General features: G+C 44.2%; 14 protein-coding genes. 9 read left to right on the top strand and 5 right to left on the bottom strand.

Going from position 1 to position 19,133, the window contains the following annotated elements:
• Positions 1-206: 206 nt before the first annotated feature.
• Entirely contained in the window at positions 207-3,302 is a 3,096-nt protein-coding gene (locus tag P0M28_RS08960) for a SusC/RagA family TonB-linked outer membrane protein (RefSeq protein WP_302209485.1), read from the top strand.
• Positions 3,303-3,320: 18 nt separating this feature from the next.
• The gene (locus P0M28_RS08955; protein WP_302209484.1) at positions 3,321-5,033 is read left to right on the top strand and encodes a SusD/RagB family nutrient-binding outer membrane lipoprotein; all 1,713 of its coding nucleotides are present in this window, start codon (positions 3,321-3,323) and stop codon (positions 5,031-5,033) included.
• Positions 5,034-5,109: 76 nt separating this feature from the next.
• Here the strand turns inward: P0M28_RS08955 and P0M28_RS08950 are convergent, their stop codons facing one another.
• Entirely contained in the window at positions 5,110-6,108 is a 999-nt protein-coding gene (locus P0M28_RS08950; protein WP_302209482.1) for a M28 family peptidase, read from the bottom strand.
• A gap of 434 nt (positions 6,109-6,542) precedes the next feature.
• Here P0M28_RS08950 and P0M28_RS08945 point away from each other — a divergent pair, with 434 nt between their 5' ends.
• Positions 6,543-7,040 carry a hypothetical protein gene (locus P0M28_RS08945; RefSeq protein ID WP_302209481.1) on the top strand — a complete coding sequence of 166 codons (498 nt, stop codon included), beginning with the start codon at positions 6,543-6,545 and terminating at the stop codon, positions 7,038-7,040.
• A 275-nt stretch (positions 7,041-7,315) separates the two neighbouring features.
• A complete protein-coding gene (locus tag P0M28_RS08940) occupies positions 7,316-7,624 on the top strand; it encodes a hypothetical protein (RefSeq protein ID WP_302209480.1) in 309 nt (102 codons plus the stop codon).
• Between the two features lie 5 nt (positions 7,625-7,629).
• Here P0M28_RS08940 and P0M28_RS08935 read toward each other — a convergent pair whose 3' ends face one another.
• The 4 genes from P0M28_RS08935 to P0M28_RS08920 form a co-directional block, all read right to left on the bottom strand.
• Positions 7,630-8,787: a S41 family peptidase gene (locus P0M28_RS08935; protein ID WP_302209479.1), complete on the bottom strand. Its 1,158-nt coding sequence runs from the start codon at positions 8,785-8,787 to the stop codon at positions 7,630-7,632.
• 15 nt (positions 8,788-8,802) lie between these two features.
• Entirely contained in the window at positions 8,803-9,438 is a 636-nt protein-coding gene (locus P0M28_RS08930; protein WP_302209478.1) for a hypothetical protein, read from the bottom strand.
• 74 nt (positions 9,439-9,512) lie between these two features.
• Positions 9,513-10,238 carry an IS1 family transposase gene (locus P0M28_RS08925; protein ID WP_302205761.1) on the bottom strand — a complete coding sequence of 242 codons (726 nt, stop codon included), beginning with the start codon at positions 10,236-10,238 and terminating at the stop codon, positions 9,513-9,515.
• 444 nt (positions 10,239-10,682) lie between these two features.
• Positions 10,683-12,089: a hypothetical protein gene (locus P0M28_RS08920; RefSeq protein WP_302209476.1), complete on the bottom strand. Its 1,407-nt coding sequence runs from the start codon at positions 12,087-12,089 to the stop codon at positions 10,683-10,685.
• 665 nt (positions 12,090-12,754) lie between these two features.
• On the opposite strand from P0M28_RS08920, the gene P0M28_RS08915 reads away from it, so the two are divergent.
• The 5 genes from P0M28_RS08915 (at position 12,755) to P0M28_RS08895 (ending at position 19,040) form a co-directional block, all read left to right on the top strand.
• Complete coding sequence (locus tag P0M28_RS08915; protein ID WP_367281914.1) at positions 12,755-13,303, top strand: RagB/SusD family nutrient uptake outer membrane protein; 549 nt, start codon at positions 12,755-12,757, stop codon at positions 13,301-13,303.
• Between the two features lie 275 nt (positions 13,304-13,578).
• A complete protein-coding gene (gene rimP, locus P0M28_RS08910; protein ID WP_302209475.1) occupies positions 13,579-14,058 on the top strand; it encodes a ribosome assembly cofactor RimP in 480 nt (159 codons plus the stop codon).
• A gap of 7 nt (positions 14,059-14,065) precedes the next feature.
• Positions 14,066-15,310: a transcription termination factor NusA gene (gene nusA / locus P0M28_RS08905; RefSeq protein WP_302210869.1), complete on the top strand. Its 1,245-nt coding sequence runs from the start codon at positions 14,066-14,068 to the stop codon at positions 15,308-15,310.
• A 37-nt stretch (positions 15,311-15,347) separates the two neighbouring features.
• Positions 15,348-18,308, top strand: coding sequence for a translation initiation factor IF-2 (gene infB / locus P0M28_RS08900; protein WP_302209474.1), 2,961 nt, complete (start codon positions 15,348-15,350; stop codon positions 18,306-18,308).
• A gap of 21 nt (positions 18,309-18,329) precedes the next feature.
• Positions 18,330-19,040, top strand: coding sequence for an RpnC/YadD family protein (locus P0M28_RS08895; protein WP_302209473.1), 711 nt, complete (start codon positions 18,330-18,332; stop codon positions 19,038-19,040).
• The last annotated feature ends 93 nt before the right edge of the window (positions 19,041-19,133 follow it).

Below are 19,133 nucleotides of genomic sequence, written 5' to 3'. Positions count from 1 at the left end.
CTTAAAAAAACTTGCTCTCTTTTGCAAGAACAAGAAATACTACCTGGTGAATATCAATCTAAGATAATGTAAAAACGATAAAACTTGAGATTATTTTAAAAAAAACCGCAAAAACCCGCATAATTCCACCCTTTGTTTGCAATTAATAAGATTAGCAATATCTTTATGTTTGCTATAAAACATTTCATAACCAACTACACAACAGTATGAAAGAAAAAGTACTACTCTCCTTCCTGTTGTCGTGCTACTTAGGGCAAGTCTTCGGACAAGTTCAAGTACGCGGCAAAGTCACCGATGCTCTCAATGATGAACCGCTACCTGGGGTTAATATTATCGTCGTGGGTGAGCAGACTGGAACCATCACTGATGTGGATGGTAACTACTCCATTGAAGTAGGCGAAGATGCAGTATTGAGGTTTACCTCAGTAGGGTATCTAGAACACGAGCAAGCCGTGAACGAGCAGTCGATTATTGACGTAACGATGTTTGACGATATTGCCCAACTGGGTGAGGTGGTTGTCACGGCCTTTGGCATCGAGAAAGAGCGAAAATCGCTGGGATACGCCGTGCAGGAGGTAAGTGGCGAAGACATCTCTACTGTGAAAGCGTCGCCTTCCGCGGTATCGAACCTGAAAGGCCGCGTGGCGGGGGTGAACATTACCGAAACGGGCGGTGGCCCGGGATCTGGGGTTCGGGTCATCATCCGGGGAAATAATTCCCTTACCCAAGGTAATCAGCCCCTCTACGTGGTAGATGGTATTCCTATGGATAACTCGACTACTGGCGAAGACGGTAGCCTCTTTAGCAGTCGCAACACCGGTTCTGGTATCTCGGATATTAATCCTGACGACATTGCTTCCATGACTGTACTAAAGGGGCCAAACGCTGCTGCGTTGTACGGTTCGCGGGCGGCCAATGGGGTTATTATGATTACCACCAAAACCGGTCAGGCCAGTAAGGGTATAGGTGTGGGAATTTCTAGCAGTACTATGTTTTCTGACCCAATGATATTACCTGAGTTTCAGAATGAGTACGGCCAAGGTACTGAAAACCGACCCCCGCTTGATATAGACGAACTTCAAGGTAGTGGTGCCTCCTGGGGTGGCCGCCTCGACGGCAGCGACCAGCTCTACTGGGATGGAACTACCCGCCCCTACGTAGCTCAACCCAACAACGTACAAGACTTCTTTCGCACGGGAGGGAACTTCGTAAATACCCTGGTTCTATCCGGTGGTAACGAGAATATAACCGGGCGGTTTTCGTATACCAATACCAACAACCAAGCCATGGTGGATAACTCATTTCTGCAACGGCACAACTTTAACCTACGAACCGTAGCCCAGCTTTCTGACCGGCTTACGCTAGATGCCAAAGCTACTTACGTAAAGCAGTTTGTCCGCAACCGTATTGGGCAGGGTTCTGAAGGACTACTGGCCGGCGTTTACAGCTTACCCCGCAACGCGGCTATTGCCGATTTTGAAGATTTTCGGGACGAAGAAACCGGACTGGCCAGAAATGTGACGCCTAACTCATCTAACCCGTATTGGACGCTGAACCACGACCGGTCAGAAGATACGCGTAGTCGGTTTATGGGCTTCGCTAAGGCTCAGTATCAATTTACTGATTGGCTTTCGGCTCACGCCCGTATCGGTACCGACTTTACTGATATTCGGGACGAAGGAGTAACCCAAACCGGCCACTGGTTTTTTCAACAGGGGCGGCTAAACTTCACCAACGACCAGTTTCAAGAAACCAACGCCGATGTGCTAGTAATGGTAAGTAAAGACCTTTCGTCTGATTTTCATCTTGACCTCAACGTAGGAGCCAATCACTTGTACACCACTAGTCAGCGGATGCGTGTCTTTGGTGAGAACCTCCGGATTCCGGCCGTAACCACTATCGAGAGTGCTGATCTGGTTGATGCTCAGGCGGGGGTGCCTGTACCACGGGTAACCAACTCGGTATACGCATCGGCTTCCCTCAATTACCGAGGAATAGTCTTCTTAGATTTAACTGGGCGTAATGACTGGACATCGACCTTACCTTCCACGGACTGGTCGTATTTTTACCCATCGGTAAACACAGCCCTGATGGTCAGCGAACTAATTGACCCGTCACAGCAGCTATTTGATGCACTAAAGCTACGGGGTAGTTGGGCGCAGGTAGGAAAAGACGCTCAGCCCTGGCGGCTGCAAAACAGCTACAATCTAAAGGCGAAGAACAACAGCTACCTAGGCATTACTACGCTCACCGTGCCCAATCGATGGTTTGATGTAAACCTACAACCGGAGTTTACAAAAACGTACGAAGTAGGCATTGAAGGAAGCATGTTTGGCGATCGCTTCTACTTTGATGCGTCCTACTACGACATTGCCTCTACCGAACTGATTGATATCATTAGCACCGACAACCAGCAGGTAAACCCGTTTGGGTACGCAGAAGTACATACTAACATTGGTGAAATTACGAATAGAGGGATAGAGCTAATGGTTGGTGGTACGCCACTACGCACTGAGAGTATGATGTGGAGTACGAGTGTCAACTTCTCCAGTAACCGTAACCGCTTGACCGAATTTGTGCAGGATGTGGAAGCTCGCCAGTGGAATATTACTAACGGAGGTGGACTGGAAACCCGAGCCACGGTAGGAGGAAGCTACGGCGAAATCTGGGGTAAAACGCTACTGCGCGATTCCGTAAGCGGCCGACCGCTACTAACTGCCGACGGTCGTCTACAAGCGACCCCCGAGAGAACGAAGCTGGGCGACTTCCAACCAGATTTTCTGTTGGGCTTTAGTAATACATTTAGATACAGAGATTTCACTCTCAGTATGCTAATTGATGGCCGATTCGGAGGCGAAGTATACGCAGCTACCCAAGCCGCAATGGATGGTTCTGGAAATTCGGTCCGCTCACTTCAGTACCGAGACGAAGGTATCATAGTAGATGGGGTTATCAGGCAAGACGATGGAACATTGATAGACAATGACCAGACAATCTTAGCGCAGCAGTACTGGGGTGGATACAGTGGTATTGCCGAAAACTATGTCATTGACCAGACCAACGTGCGGTTACGAGAGCTATCGATCACCTACCGGTTTCCGCAGTCTTTGTTAGACGGGAACTTTCTTAAGAGTGCTTCGGTAAGCCTCATTGGGCGGAACCTTTTCTTCCTGTACAAAGGTTTTGAAGGAGGGTTTGATCCTGAGATGACCCTGGGAACCAGCAATGCCGGACAAGGTATACTACTCTACGGTATGCCGACTCCTCGTTCTTATGGCTTCTCCGTAAATGTAAACTTTTAATTCTCGACGACTTATCCTATGAAAATATTACAAAAAACATTTGCTGTACTCTTAGTATTAGTGACATTAGGGGCCTGCACCTCCGATTTTGAGGAGCAGAATATCAACCCCAATCTGATTGTCACCGAAGATGCCAGTGCGAAGTTCTTTCTCACGGAAGCTATGCTGCGTCCCTATTTACCTAGCCGCTTCGCTTACTGGCGGGGCAATCTTATCCACGCTGATCGCTTTGGTGGGCACTTCACCTTTGGCCACAGCCGATGCTGGTGGTCCGACGGGCTAGGGTATCAATACAATGGGGGGTATACCGATGCCACCTGGGATCACTTTAACGGGTACCTACCTACCATTAAACAGGTATTGGAGTTTACCGAGCCAGGGGGCGAATTTGAAAATGAACTTACCCACGCGGTAGCTCTCATTATCAAAAGCCACTACTATCAGCTTTATACCGACACCTTCGGTGAAATTCCTTACTCAGATCTGTTCAAGGAAGATATTGACTTACCTAAGTTTGATACGCAGCGGGAAATCTACCAGGGTATTATTGCTGACTTGAACACGGCTATGACTACTATCGGAGAGGAAACTTCCACCGGAAACGTGATTGAAGACCTGGGAAATAACGATGTAGTCTACGGGGGCGACTTGCAAAAATGGAAGCGGTTTGCTAATACGCTCAAGCTAAAAGTAGCAATGCGGGCCAGCGGAGCACCCGATAACGACTTCTCAGAAACGGCCATTCAGGAAGCTTTGGAGCAACCATTACTAGCCGAAGGTGAAAGTGCTGTCATTGAAAAAGACCTGGAAATATCGCAGTGGGAGTATGCTACCTACGGTGACATTTGGTACAACTTTGGCGATGGGTCAAACTGGACGGTAAGCCGGGAGCTAGTTAATTTTCTGCGGGACAATAACGATCCGCGACTAGAGAAATACACGCAGCCTGCTTTAGGAGGTACTGCCACCCTACAACGCCCCTCCGCTACCGATAATGCTGCGGGTCATGATTTATTTCCTAAGCGAGTCGCCTTCATCCGAGAGGTACTCGACGAAGCTGGGGCAACGTATACCTGGACAGAAGGAGAGACTGAGGGTAACCAAACAATTACGGTAACCATGCCCGAAGGAGAGAACTACGTAGGACAACCGGTTCGGCTCAATGGCCAAATGAGTGGGTTGGCTCAGTACGGCTTTTTCTGTCTTCCGAGTGAAGCTGTTATTCAACGGAAAAATCGAGGCGGTTCAGCCAAACCCGAAACAGTGCTTTTATCAGCCGAGTCTTTTTTCTTGCAAGCTGAAGCTGCCGTTCGTGGATTAGTGTCTGGCGACGCTCAAGCCCTTTATCAGACCGGTATTCGGGAAGCAATGCGCTTGTGGGAGGTGAACGATGGTAGTATAGAAGAGTACCTAGCCACGCAGGATATGGGTATGCTAAATGGTACTACCGAAGAGAATCTGCAAAAAATAGCCATGCAACGCTGGGCAGCGCACTATACTGATGGCTACGAAGCCTGGGCGATTGTGCGGGACACCGGTTATCCAGCTAGCTTAGCTAATGGAGTTGATGATTATGAGATTTATGATCCCGGTACTATAGAGCAAGGAAGGTATCCGCAGCGATTGCGCTACGGCAGTAACTTGCAGACATTCAATCCCAGTGGCTTCGCAGAGGCAATTAGTCGGCAAGGTGAGAATGTGCAAGGTACTACCCTTTGGTGGGCTGAATAGAATAAATGTCTCAGTCTAAATTTGTTAAGAAAGGCTATCCAACTGGGTAGCCTTTCTTATGTCTGACGTAGGCGTATTACTCCTGGTACACCACATACATCACCGTTTCACCCACCGCTTCTAGCGTTTCCCGACTGATAATGTTCATATCGTCGGCGTGGGTATGGTGGTAACGGGCAAAGTAGAATTCACTGGCAGGATCGTGCTCAATAATGTTGACCATCGGAATTTTGGCTTGGTAGTTTACGTATACATGATCGTCTACAATATCGGGGCTGTCTTTATAAATAAAATACTGCCCGTGACCTAACTGGTGACCCGCATCCCAAATTCGTTTAACAATACTAGGTGCAGCCTGACGGGAAACTCCTTCCCGGTAAAAAGTGGCATTCTTCGCTCCGACCATATCCAACAAAATTCCGTAGTACGCTGAATAGCGAGGCTCATGCTTATTTTTTGCCCAATACTGAGAGCCTAAGCACCAGTACACTTGCTGCGAATTTTCGGGTTGCAACTCATCGTAATCTTCCGGCTCCCCGTAATCTTCCCCATCAAAGAAAATAATATCTACTCCTACATCTGGCAAAGAATCCTGACTCATGACCCGAGCCATTTCTAACAATACGGCAACTCCACTGGCTCCGTCATTCGCCCCCAAAATCGGTTCTTCAGCGCGCACTGAATCTTTATCAGCGTAAGGGCGGGTGTCCCAATGAGCTGCCAACAGAATTCGCTTGGATTTCTTGGGCTGATAGCTTGCGATAATATTGCTGAGGTCAAGCATGGTGCCATCGTAAGCTCTGGCTTCAAACGACTGTAGTTGTACCTGAGCACCAAACTGCTCCAATTTGCTTACTAAATAATCCCGACACTCACGGTGGGCAGCTGAGTTAGGCACTCGGGGACCAAAGTCTACTTGGGCTTTTAGGTAGGCGTAGGCTGAGTCGGCATTGAAATTCGGAACATAGCGAGGCCCGGTTGGCTCGGTAGCTACTGTTTCAGACTGATTGGGCTGACAGGCAGCTAGTAAAGCGATTATACCAATAATGGTATACTGCTGTCGGAACTTCTTCATATTGTATTGTCTTCTAAAGTCTAAACAAAAATGTATCCTGATGCCTACAGCCCATCGGAAAACTGTCTCTGAAATTAGGACATCAGCTAGCTCAAACCAAACAGTCTATAACAAAAAATAGCTCAGAATTATGCAGAGAGGTTCATTTCTCCTGATTGTAACGTTTTGCGCTGATAGCTAAAAAAGCCATTAGCCGTACCTATCTTTCGGGTGCGAAGCAAAATCAAAGCAAGACTAAAGGCAGTGAAAGATACGCAAAACCGTACAATAGTTGTTGATATCCCCGAATCAATCTACCCGACCTTTATGCAAGACAATCAAGTAGCTCACCAACTTATCAGGGAAGCCTTTGATCGTCATGCCGAACTGTTTCCTAGCGAGATGGCTCAAGAGTATATCTCAACGGTAGAAGCCGAGTCTCCAAAAAGCTCAACGTGCAGCTATATAAGATCCAAGTGAACGGGATAAACTACCAAATCCGCCCTAGCTTTTTACTACCCGCTATGCGAGCTAAAACCCAAGAAGTATCTAAGCCTTTGTTCCTGTTGCGCTTTGGGGTTCCCTTTTGGGCACTAGCTTTTGTGTTTGGACGTAATCCTATGTGGTGGTACCGGATGTACCTGTGTCTAGGTCGTTCCAGTTTGGTGGGTACTACCATGTATGAGACTGATAACTTGCCCGAAGATGTGCTGGCTGATGTGGCTGATGGGCAGCATATCCGTATCCAGGGGCAAAAAGCCTATGTCGCTTCCACTATTGGGCGGGGCTGTATGCTAGGGGCCGAGGTCTGTGCCAAAGCTGATGAAGAGAAGGCTACGGGGTGTTTCAGCAGGAAGCTCAAGATATACGAGCGGCTTATCAGCCTAAAACAGTCACTACTGATGGGTGGTCAGCTACGCAAAATGCTTGGCAGTATCTTTTTCCTAAAGTAGCGGTCATAGAGTGCTTTCTTCATGCCTTTATCAAAGTCCGAGATCGGGCCATCCAGAAGTTGAAAGTCTATTTTGACACGGCTGCTGATAAGATATGAGACTGCTATCAAGCTGAATCTAAACGCCAGCTAGGTCAGCAAATTCGTAGGCTCTCGGAATGGGCTAGCGAGCAGGTGCCTGATAGTGCCATGAAAGCCAATATTCTTAAGCTATGCGCTAAGAAACAAAGATGGTTAAAACACCTAGACTTCCCCACAGCACATCGTACAGCCAATATGTTAGACCGGGTAATGAAGGCCATGAGCTGCCATGCCTTTAATTCCCAGATGTTCCATGCCACTATCCAAAGCACATCGGCTAACTTCCGGGCATTTGCGCTACTCTACAACTTCTCGCCCTCTTGTCCAGCAGTTACCCGGCATACTGAGTTGCTTACCAGTCCTGCCACTAGACTCAACGGTTTTGTCTATCATCAAGACTGGTTAGAAAACCTGCTCATTGCTGCCTCTATAGGTGGTTATCGCCATCACCGCAAACGTTATAATGAGCATTTCTCAACCTTTTACTTGATGTCGAGACACTGAAAATATTAATTGAAAAATAGCTCTATGGCCTTTTCAAGCTGGATATCTTTGCCCTGACTATATGCCTCCGCGGAATGGGGAATGGAAATATTGGGTGTCAATCCTAGACCATCGTAATTGTTTTCATCAAGAGAGATAAATCTACAAGAAGACATCTGTACATGCATAAAATTCTCAATCTCAAATGACCCACTGGCGTATACCTCAAAAGGTACTACGGGACTCACTGCGCCCCAAGTGGTCTCTCCTATAAACGTTCCCTGGGGGAATGCTGTGACTGCACTTACTACAAGTTCTGCCAGCGATGCTGAATAGCTATCTGCTAATACAACTATTGGCAATTGTATATCCTTCGTATTAGAAGTTGGGTTGACGTGTGCATCTATCCGAGGAGTGAGGTTAGATGGGTTATCACCATTTTTGTAATGGCAATAGCCTATATGTAGTGGTTGTCCAATTAAGCTTCCTAGCAAAAAGTTAAGATCAGCTAGATCTCCCCCAGGGTTATTTCTCACATCTATTATGATTCCTCTTGGGTGCACCGAATTATTTTCTATCCAATCAAAAAAGAAATCAAGAGAGGCTTTAACACTTTTACTAGCGTTTAAATAATAGGATTGTGACAGTCCAAAAAAATTGCAAGCGAAGTATAAAATCTCGCCATTTATTTCACCGCAGATAGTCCTCAATGGTTGGTAGTTGAGAGTATTCGTTTCATCACTACCAATTAGATAACCTTCGTCTAAATATACTGAGTCTTTCAAAAAATAGGAATAGGGATTACCTAGAACCCCAAGCTTTCTTTTTCTTTCTAATAAAGGATTGATGACAGAATCTGTTATCGCTGAATGAAAGAAGTTAATTTGGTAGTGACCATCAGTAAGATTTCTGGTCATTTCTTGGAAGTATCTAACAGATGATTTTACGTCATCGTCGTCATTTATATCGAGTTGAGAAAATATACCTCGGTATTGGTAATAAGTCTCTTCCCAATCAGTTGAGTCAGTGTTCCAGAAGACATAATTCTTGTCCATTTGCTCCCAGAATGATACAAACAAATACTCAAAGTAAGGTATCTCAATTGTATGCTCCTGATCCTGACGTTCGCAGCCAGCAGATACTATCAGAACTAACAGTGACATAGTAATATTAATATACTTCATTTGAAGGCTTATTTATTAGCGGAGCTTATACATCACTCCTACGGACGCAATTAAGGTTCTATTTATTATATCCGGTGAACGTTTTCGTTGACTAGTTAAGGCGTGTTGGTAGCTAAAATTGGTGGCCAACGACCATATCGGACTAATAGAGTAATTGGCAGTTGCTTCAAACAAAATCCCTGCTTCTATACGAACATTATCATCTTCATTCAGAGTACTTCTAGTTGAGTATTCAGAAATCCAGAAATTCTGTATAATATCTCCATCTACTATGGTATTGAAAGTATTGAAAGCGTTAGGAATGGTTCCTTTTGTTGTGGATGATAGCCAATATCCACCAAAAACTCCTGAACCTGCTACAAATCGTAGCTTTTTTGTAGAAATAAGTAGTAAACCAATACTGGCAGGTACTTGTAGATAGTTGTTATCCTTTTTTTTATAAATATCGCGGAATGGTTGCGCTCTTCTTAAAAGATATTTTTTTGAAACCCACTCACTTCCGAACTTAACAAGAACCCTTTCTACGATATGATAAGTAGCCATGACTGCTATGTAACTGCTTCCTGTAGCCTCTACTTCCTTAAAAGTGGCGGAGGTGAATTTTTGGTCCAATTGGTTATATGTGTAGCCGCCTCTAACCTCTACGTACATCTGCGCCGGAGCTTCTATGAAACCCAAAAAGAGTAAGGCAACTATTAGGAAAAGCCTACGATATGGTAGTGTATTTAAAATAAGGATGGTTTTTTTGCTAATCTGCTAAGGTTGTAATCTACCAAGAAGTATTTGATTGCCAGGTAGTGGTTTTCCCAAACTTTAGAGAAGGACAGCGTTTTGCGGACTAAGCGAGCACATCGTTGTCGGATGGTATTGTTTAATCTCTCTATTTTGATAGTCTGGGGCTTTCCTTCGGGCTGATGCTGGCCTCGCTCAAAAACATTCGCATAAGCAGCTAACCCATCGGTAAATACCAATGCTTTCTTGCGTAGTTTTTTAGAAATGCTCAACCATAGTCCTAGAGCACCTTCCTGATCCCTGCCCCCTAGGTGAAACCCTACTACTAGTCCCGTCCGCCGTTCTACAGCTAACCAGAGCCACTCGGGACAGTCTTTTGCCCCTACAAACGTCCACATCTCATCTGCTTCCAGACAATATAAGTGTAGTTCAGGGGTATCCAACTTGCCTATCGGAAGCTCGGTACTTACTGATTGCCAACACTGTTTAGCACGCTGAACCACCCAATGCAAACTTACCCTCAAGATACGGGCGATAGCTCGGAGAGAAACCCGTTCTAACAATAGCTTCTTTAATAGTTCTTCTCTTTCAAATGTAGTAGCGGGCATTCTTTCTACCGCTTGACGTTTGCAGACACGACAACGATAGTTTTGTTTACCGTAGGAGGTAAATCCGTTTTTTACGATCTTCAAGCTTTGGCAATGAGGACAAGTAGTCATATTATTTAGATTTTGGTCGATCCAATAATACGAAGTACTGTTCCATTGCCAAATTTTTAATCTTTCCATCCTTATTTAAAGTACACTACCTACGATATAATAGCAACAATGTTAACGAGTCTAAATGATAGCCTAAACTTTTTCTTCTTTGTGTAAGGAGTGAAAAACAAAGATTTCTAATGAATTCAAAATTATTATGGTTTGGTTAATGGCGAAATAATGCTATCCTTAGAGCCTTTTACCAGAGGCTCAAAGGGTTATATGAAGTCTAACTTTTGGTTTAGTCAACCAACTATAATGTTTGTTACACCAACGAAACGTTACAATAGTATAAGAGTAGTATTAAGATAAAAACTGTTTATAACAAAGAACACTGTCATAGATAATAAACTATGACAGTGCTCTTACTATTTTATCTCTCTCGATTGGTTTTTTCTATTCTTTTTACCTAGATGTATATTGTACTGGAAAACGATTATAAATGATATCACCGTTGTTAAAGGTAATCCTTACCGCTACCCCTTGTGGTACTTTTGGGGGAGGGTAAGCGTCTGTACTTGTTTCTCTGTAAAACCCAGAGCCTTGGAATATATGTAATAGCATGAATCTAACACTATGTTGTCTGCTCATAATCCAGCCGACCTCTATTTTAGATATATCGCTAGCAATTGCAGGATTAACAACTAAAATATCATTGAAGAAACCACTCTTTGTACGATAACGAATTTTAAGGTTGTCATCATCTTCCCCACCACCTTCTTCTCCACCGGGCTGATCCATGAAGTATTCTTTGATGATCTTTGTGTTACCTTTGTAATTCATAACACCCCATGGTATATCTTGCACTGCCCTAGGTTGATTGTTATGCGTCGCATCACCACGAAGAAAAATAGGTACAGTTCCCCTAGGAGTCGACAAACTCAAGGTTCCATCTAGCGACATATTCCCTTTTAGAGAAATATTATAATCAGGAGCCTTACCTCCCCCAGTAAAACTATTGATAAGACCTGCAGCGGCGTTGAGAACAGTGAGGGGGCTTTTTTTAGTAAGACTTTTAACAGCATTAAAAAATTCACCTTTTCCATATTCAGGAAGTTTATCCCAAACTTTAGATGTAATATCAGACACTTTATAAATTCCGCCAACTAAACTATTTCCTGACGGCTTAGCTTGTGCTGTTCCCGCGAGATTGATATCTCCCTCAGACTCAAACCTATAGTTCTGGGCTTCTTTAAATTTTATTATAAAGCGTGCATTACGGTTAATGGACGGCACATAACCTTGAACGTTAAATTCTGATATCATCCACTCAAGTGCACCACTTGATGTTCCTTCTCTAGCTGTTGTCACTGCTATCTGTTTAGACTGACCTGTAAACCGGAACAAATCTGGTGCAGGAACGGTGGTATCAAAACTTATTTCAGTGATTTGCTCGTTAGTTGTTAAATCACTAGTCCTTAATGCACATACCCTCAGAAGGCCTCTATACCGATTATATAGTACAATATAAGGAATAGGCGGTGCCCATGTAGAGGTTCCAAAATCTCTAGCAACAAGCATCCAGCCTTCCGAAGCTCTCATATCTACCAAGTTAGCATCAGCATGACCAAAAATTGGATTGTAAAAGAATGGATTGACTGTGTTAATTGTTACTAGCGAGCTTCCTATAGGCTGATACCGAACAATCCAGTTGGATTCCCAATTCCAGTCTGGTTGTGAGTTAGGATCATTTGGAGGAATAGGCCTAAGAGCTTTTCCATCCTGTACAGGTACAGACGGGTCACTAAGTTCTTGTTCTCTGCACGAAAAAAGAACTAAAATAAAGAAGGCAAAGTAAGGTAACTTTTTCATAGGTCATTAAAAAATTTAAGGTGTATGAGAGATAAAATAATTTAAAATAGTATTCTACCTATTGCATTCTGCTAATAGCGTTTAAAAGCTACAAAACCATATAAGTAATAGAGGTCTTTATGCCTTTTGCCCTACAAAAAAGTAGTACAGTTTGGCAAAAACATTCCTGTATATCAAGCAGCTCACAGCGTGCTTTGTATTACCTAACAGATAATTGATTAGCGACCTACTCTAAGGCTTCTTCAAACACGGTAGGTTCCGTACCTCTTTTCTGCAACCAAAAAAATTAACCCATTCCCAGTACTATTCACCCTTAAGACGTATCAATCTGATACAGTTTATATTTTTACAAAAATCATAATGTATCTTTGCTCAATATATACAATGTATTATACTAAGCAAAGCAGATCAATTATTAAATTTTGTTTTGTAAGACAAATTAAAAATTTACTTTACCATTACATCTTTTTTCCAAATTTCAATGCCCTAGCGAATTTATTATCATAACCATCAAAATATCCGCAGAAAATAAAGTGTTTACATATTCATTTTCGGCGAGCCATAAGTTTTATCATGTCACAACTTATACAAAAATAGATGAAACTTATTTTGCTGGTATTGTTAAGAGAATAGTATGCCCGCTATACTAATAGTCTTTATCAAGAATCGGATTACGAAAATTATTTACCTTCCTGCTATCTGTTCTCCCGTGTGAAGAATGGGATATTCGCAACACCTCATTTATTAGGGATGAGAATATCAGTAGAGGAATCTACGCCGATGCCAACGGCATAGGCCAGCGAGTATATAAATTTCCGAGCGAAGGTTCTAATATCGATACTGATAATGTTCCAGTTATCCGACTGTCGGAAGTGCATCTGATCCGGGCCGAAGCTCGGGCTCAATTGGGTAATGCGGCCGGGGCCTTAGAGGATCTGAACCAAATTCGCGCCCAGGCCGGAGCTACCGAACTCAGTGGTTTGACGGGGCAAGCACTAATTGATGTGGTGCTAGAAGAAAGAAGGCGCGAACTTTTTGCCGAAGGCCATCGGGTATTTGATATTACCCGCAATCAGCAAGACTTGGTACGTACCGACTGCACTTCGCCTACTTGCACAGTAGAGTTTCCTAACGAACGGTTTATTTTGCCACTTCCCCAGGAAGAGACTGATGTGAATGAGAATATTCAACAAGCACCAGGTTATGGTACCTAAACACTAATTAGTAACGATAAAGCAAAAGCCGTTCGGATCATTTCCGAACGGCTTTTGCTATTCTGTTGATGTATTAAATCTAGAAAAATGAATTTTGTTGATTCCAGTATTGTTCCATCAACAAGCTAAAATAGGTGACAATAAATAGCCAAAAAGATAACGAGCCACTTTCTCTAATGTCTTTGCTTTGAATAACATATTTGCTAACTTTACACAAGTTTGTTACAGCAACATTCAAGAGGGGGCTATCGTCCCCTCTTTTTTTGTTATAATTTATGACAGTATCAGACAAAATTGTACAGTGGGTCTCTAACATTCTGGAAGAAAAAGACAATCATTTTTTCCTGGTAGACACCCGAGTAAATCAAACTCCTGCCGGAACCAAAGTGATTGTACATATTGATGGTGATGAAGGGGTTTCTATTGATAGTTGTGCTGAGGTAAGCCGGGCATTAGCTAACTGGCTGGAGGAAGAAGCGTTGATTAGCGGAAAGTACACCCTGGAAGTGTCCTCTCCCGGTTTAGATCAGCCGCTAAAGCTGCATCGGCAGTACCAAAAAAACGTGGGGCGCACAGTGAAGGTGCTAACCCAGGACAGTAGGACCATTCAGGGAGTTTTGCGAGAGGTATCAGACGATGCTATAGAGCTTGAATCGGTAGCCAAGAGTAAAAAGAAGAAGAAAAGTGAACCAGCGCAGCATGTGCAAATTCCTTTTGATCAAATTAAAAAAACAAACGTACTAGTTACATTCTAAGCATATGATGGACACGGCAACTTTAATCGAGTCGTTTGCGGATTTTGCCCGGGGCAAAAACATTGACCGTCCCACCATGATCCGCATTCTGGAAGACGTTTTCCGAGCGATGGTTCGTAAACGATACGAAACTGACGAAAACTTTGATGTTATTATTAACGCTGACAAAGGTGACCTGGAGATTTGGCGCTTTCGGGAGATAGTAGACGACAATTCCGAAGATATTTGGGATCACGATAAAATAAGTCTTACCGAAGCACAAAAGATCGAGCCTGATTTCGAGATTGGTGAAGAAGTGGCCGAAGAAATTAAGCTGGAAGATTTTGGTCGCCGTACGGTAATGATGGCTCGCCAAACGCTAATTCAGAAGGTAAAAGACCTGGAAAAAGATATTTTGTTCCAGAAATATAAGGATTTAGTAGGTGAAATTATTGTTGGTGAAGTATACCAAATTCTGAGTCGCGAACTTTTGCTGATTGATGGGGAAGGCAACGAACTGATTATGCCGCGTTCAGAGCAGATTCCGAAAGATCGCTTCCGCAAGGGCGAATCAGTGCGAGCCATTGTTCACCGGGTAGAGATGGTAAACGGGAACCCGCGCATCATTATGTCGCGTACTTCCGAGAAGTTTCTGGAGCGTTTGTTCGAGATGGAAGTGCCCGAAGTATACGACGGCCTGATTGAAATGAAGAACACCGTGCGTGAACCGGGCGAACGAGCCAAGGTCGCCGTCGCTTCGTACGACGACCGCATTGATCCGGTAGGAGCTTGTGTGGGAATGAAGGGGTCACGTATCCACAGCATTGTGCGAGAGTTGCAGAACGAGAATATCGACGTAATCAACTTTACCGATAACCTCGAGCTATACATCACCCGCTCACTGAGTCCGGCTAAAATTAGCTCTATTAAAATTGACGAAGATGACAAGCGGGTATCGGTTTTCTTAAAGCCTGATCAAGTGTCGCTGGCTATTGGCCGGGGCGGTCAAAATATTAAACTCGCTAGTCGCTTAGTGGGCTACGAGATTGATGTGTTCCGCGAGACTCTTGGGTTGGAAGCTGATGAAGACGTTGATCTGGATGAGTTTGCCGATGAAGTAGAGAGCTGGGTAATTGACGAATTCAAAAAGATCGGTTTAGATACGGCTAAAAGTGTACTGTCTTTAACCAAAGAAGAGTTGGTGAGGCGTACTGATTTAGAGGAAGAAACGGTGGAGGATGTACTCTCTATCCTGCGCCAGGAATTTGAATAAAATTTTACAAAACGCGAAAAATAACTCATATTTGAGTATGGTAGAAGAAAAAACGATGAGGCTTAGCCAAGTTGCCCGAAAATTCAACGTGGGACGTAACACCATCGTAGAGTTTTTGAGTAAGAAAGGCTTTGATATAGATCGTAGTCCGAATGCAAAAATTCCGAAAGAACAGTACGATGTACTAGCCAAGGAATTTGCCTCATCGGCTATGGATAAAGAAGAAGCATCAGCCCTTACCATTGGTAGTCGGGAAGAAAATCAGATTATTGACGCTACTGGAAAACACACTCCGCCTGAGAAGCAGGATGAGGAAGAGCTGTTTATCAAAAAACTTGAGTCGGAGAAAGCGTCTCGAGAAGAAAAACAGGATACCGAAAGCAAAGAAGCTAAGGTAAGTTCATCGCCTGCCGAAGAGGAGAAAGAAGAGAAGTCAGATAGCGTTGGTGCTCCCAAGCTACAGGGACTGAATGTACTAGGTAAGATTGATCTGGATGAGGTAGGCAGTAAGAAAAAAGCCAAGCCTACTAAGCAAAAAGAAGAAGCTAAGAAAACTCCAAAGGTAGAGGCTAAGAAAGAAGAACCTAGTCCTACGGTAGAGCCGGCGGTGAAGGAAGAGGCACCACCTCCGGTACCCCAGCCCAAAGACAAAGAGGAAGCACCTCAACAGGAAATTCCTCAGCAAGAAGCCCAACCAAAAGAAGAGGTGCCGACGGCCAAAAAGGCTGAGGTAGTTGAACCGGAGAAGAAGCCGGAGAAAGCTGATACCGAAAATAAAGAGACTAAGAAAGCAACGAACAAAGAGGACAAAACAGCAGACAGCAAAAAGCCGGAAGAAAAAAAGGAATCTCAGGTAATTAAGGCAAAAGCTGATAAGCTACAGGGGCTTAATGTGGTGGGTAAAATTGAACTGCCTACCGAACCTAAGAAAAAGGATAAAGCTACTCCAGTAGCCTCGTCCGATGAGCGCAAGAAAAAGCGTAAGCGTCGTCGACGAATTAAAGATGATAGCAAGCCGAACACTCAACAAGGTGGACGCCAAGACAACCGTCGAGGTGGAGGTGGTAATAAGCGTGGAGGGAGCAAGAAGAAGGAGGAAATCTCGGATAAGGAAGTACAAGAGCAAATTAAGGAAACGCTGGCCCGCCTAAGCGGTGGTAATAAGAAGCGAGGAAAGGCTCGTCAGGAGCGTCGCCGTGATGCCCGAAAAGAACGGGAAGAGCAGGCAATGCAGGAGGCACAGGAGCAGCAGGCTCTGAAAGTAACCGAATTTATTTCGGCTAATGACCTAGCTTCGCTAATGAATGTGAGCGTAAACGAAGTGATTTCTACGTGTATGTCGCTCGGCATGTTCGTCTCTATCAACCAGCGACTGGACGCTGAAACCATTACCGTTATCGCCGACGAATTTGGTTTTGAAGTAGAGTTTGTAGATGCCAAAGAGGAGATTGCCGTTGAAGTTGAAGAAGATAGCGAAGAAGATCTAGAAGATCGGGCTCCTATCGTCACCATTATGGGGCACGTTGACCACGGTAAAACCTCCTTGCTGGACTACATTCGTAGCTCTAAAGTAACTGAAGGGGAAGCCGGTGGAATTACCCAGCACATTGGCGCTTACGATGTAACGACCGAAAGTGGTAAACGCATTGCCTTCTTAGATACACCCGGTCACGAAGCCTTTACTGCGATGCGGGCGCGGGGTGCTCAAGTAACCGATGTAGTAATTATTGTGGTAGCGGCTGATGATGCCGTGATGCCTCAAACCAAAGAAGCGATAAATCACGCTCAGGTAGCGGGCGTACCCATCGTTATTGCGATCAATAAAATCGATCGCCCCAATGCTAATGCTGATAAAATTCGCGAAGAATTATCAGGAGTTAATATTCTGGTAGAAGAATGGGGTGGAAAATATCAGAGTCAGGAAATATCGGCCAAAACCGGGCAAGGTGTGGATGAACTGCTGGAAAAAGTGCTGCTTGAGTCAGAATTGTTAGAGCTAAAAGCCAACCCTGGCCGTCCGGCTGCCGGAACAGTAATTGAAGCGACGCTCGACCGTGGTCGGGGTTATGTAACTACCTTACTGGTAGAATCAGGCACCATGAAAATAGGTGACGTAATCTTAGCTGGTTCGCAGTTTGGCAAAGTGAAGGCGATGTTTGATCACCGGGGCAAGAAGATGAGAGAAATTCCTCCGGCCACTCCGGTACAGATGCTTGGCCTAGACGGTGCCCCTCAGGCGGGTGATAAGTTCAACGTGATGGAAACTGACCGGGAAGCCCGGGAAATTGCTACCAAGCGAGAGCAGATTCAGCGCGAACAGTCGCTGCGTACCAAAAAGCATATCACGCTAGATGAAATTGGCCGTCGCTTGGCGATTGGCTCGTTCCGCGAACTGAACGTAATTGTGAAGGGTGACGTGGATGGATCAGTGGAAGCATTATCTGATTCGTTGTTGAAGCTTTCTACTGAAGAGGTTCAAGTGAATATTATCCACAAAGCGGTAGGGCAAATTTCTGAATCAGACGTGCTGCTGGCTTCGGCTTCCGATGCTATTATCGTTGGTTTCCAGGTACGGCCTTCCAATAGTGCTCGTAACTTAGCTGAGAAAGAGGAAATTGAAATTCGTTTGTATTCTATCATTTACGATGCCATTAATGAAGTGCGGGATGCGATGGAAGGTATGCTCGCCCCAACGGTGGAAGAAGTAATTACAGGTAATATTGAGGTACGACAAATATTCAAAATATCTCGCGTAGGTACGGTAGCGGGTTGCTACGTAACCGACGGAACCGTGAAGCGTAATAACCGAATTCGCCTAGTGCGTGATGGTATTGTGGCCTACACCGGAGAAATCAATCAATTGAAGCGAGAAAAAGATGACGTAAGTGAAGTGCGTGCTGGCTTTGAGTGCGGTATCAGTATCAAAAACTTTAATGACATAAAAGTTGGCGACGTAATTGAAGGTTTCGAGGAGAAAGAGGTGAAACGCTCACTGTAGAGCGATCACCTCATATATTCTATGAGCCAGGATTACGATAAGATTCTCAAAGAAAATATTGAGGCACTCATTCTCCCTTTAGCTGATAAGTTACTTGGTTTATCGTTGGGCCGCCTAGAAGAGATTCCTGATGACATTCAAACAACTTTAGAGCGCAGGCCAGATTTTCTGAAGCGCGTTATCTCTTCTAATTCCCACGAGTCGTACATACTTCACCTTGAATTTCAGGTGAAAGATAAAGCAGCAATGCTTAATCGGATGCTTCTGTACTACGCCATGTTAAAAGAAAAGTACGGTGAAAGTATTAAGCAGTACGTTGTATTTATGGGCCGACGAAAACCACGTATGTCTACCCAATTGAAGGAAGGCATGATTGATTACCGTTTCTCCCTGGTAGATATCCATCAGTTAGACTATCGTAAACTACTGGATGATGCTACTCAGCCAGAGCAAGCGGTATTAGCGATTTTGAGCAATTTCAAGAAAAGCGAGGTCGATACCATCCTTCCAGAAATCTTACGTAAACTGCAAGCACTGACCAATAATGAACGAAAACTCCGTCGTTACGTAAGACAACTAGAGATACTATCCAACTTACGGGATCTGCAAAAAGAAACTATAAAACATACAGAAGCTATGCCCATTACTTATAACATAGAAGATGACATACGTTATCAGCAAGGAATAAAGTATAGAAAAAGGCAAAGAAGAAAATACAGAGGAAACTATTAAATCGCTCTTACAATCTCAATTGCTAACTGATGAACAAATTGCCAAGGTTGTTGGGGTAACTATGAGCCGAATTCAGGGCATTAGAGAACAAAT

Source organism: Tunicatimonas pelagia (assembly GCF_030506325.1).
Lineage (GTDB): Bacteria > Bacteroidota > Bacteroidia > Cytophagales > Cyclobacteriaceae > Tunicatimonas > Tunicatimonas pelagia.
The sequence above is the reverse complement of the archived record's forward strand: the minus strand, read 5'-3'. Positions and strand labels throughout refer to the sequence as shown.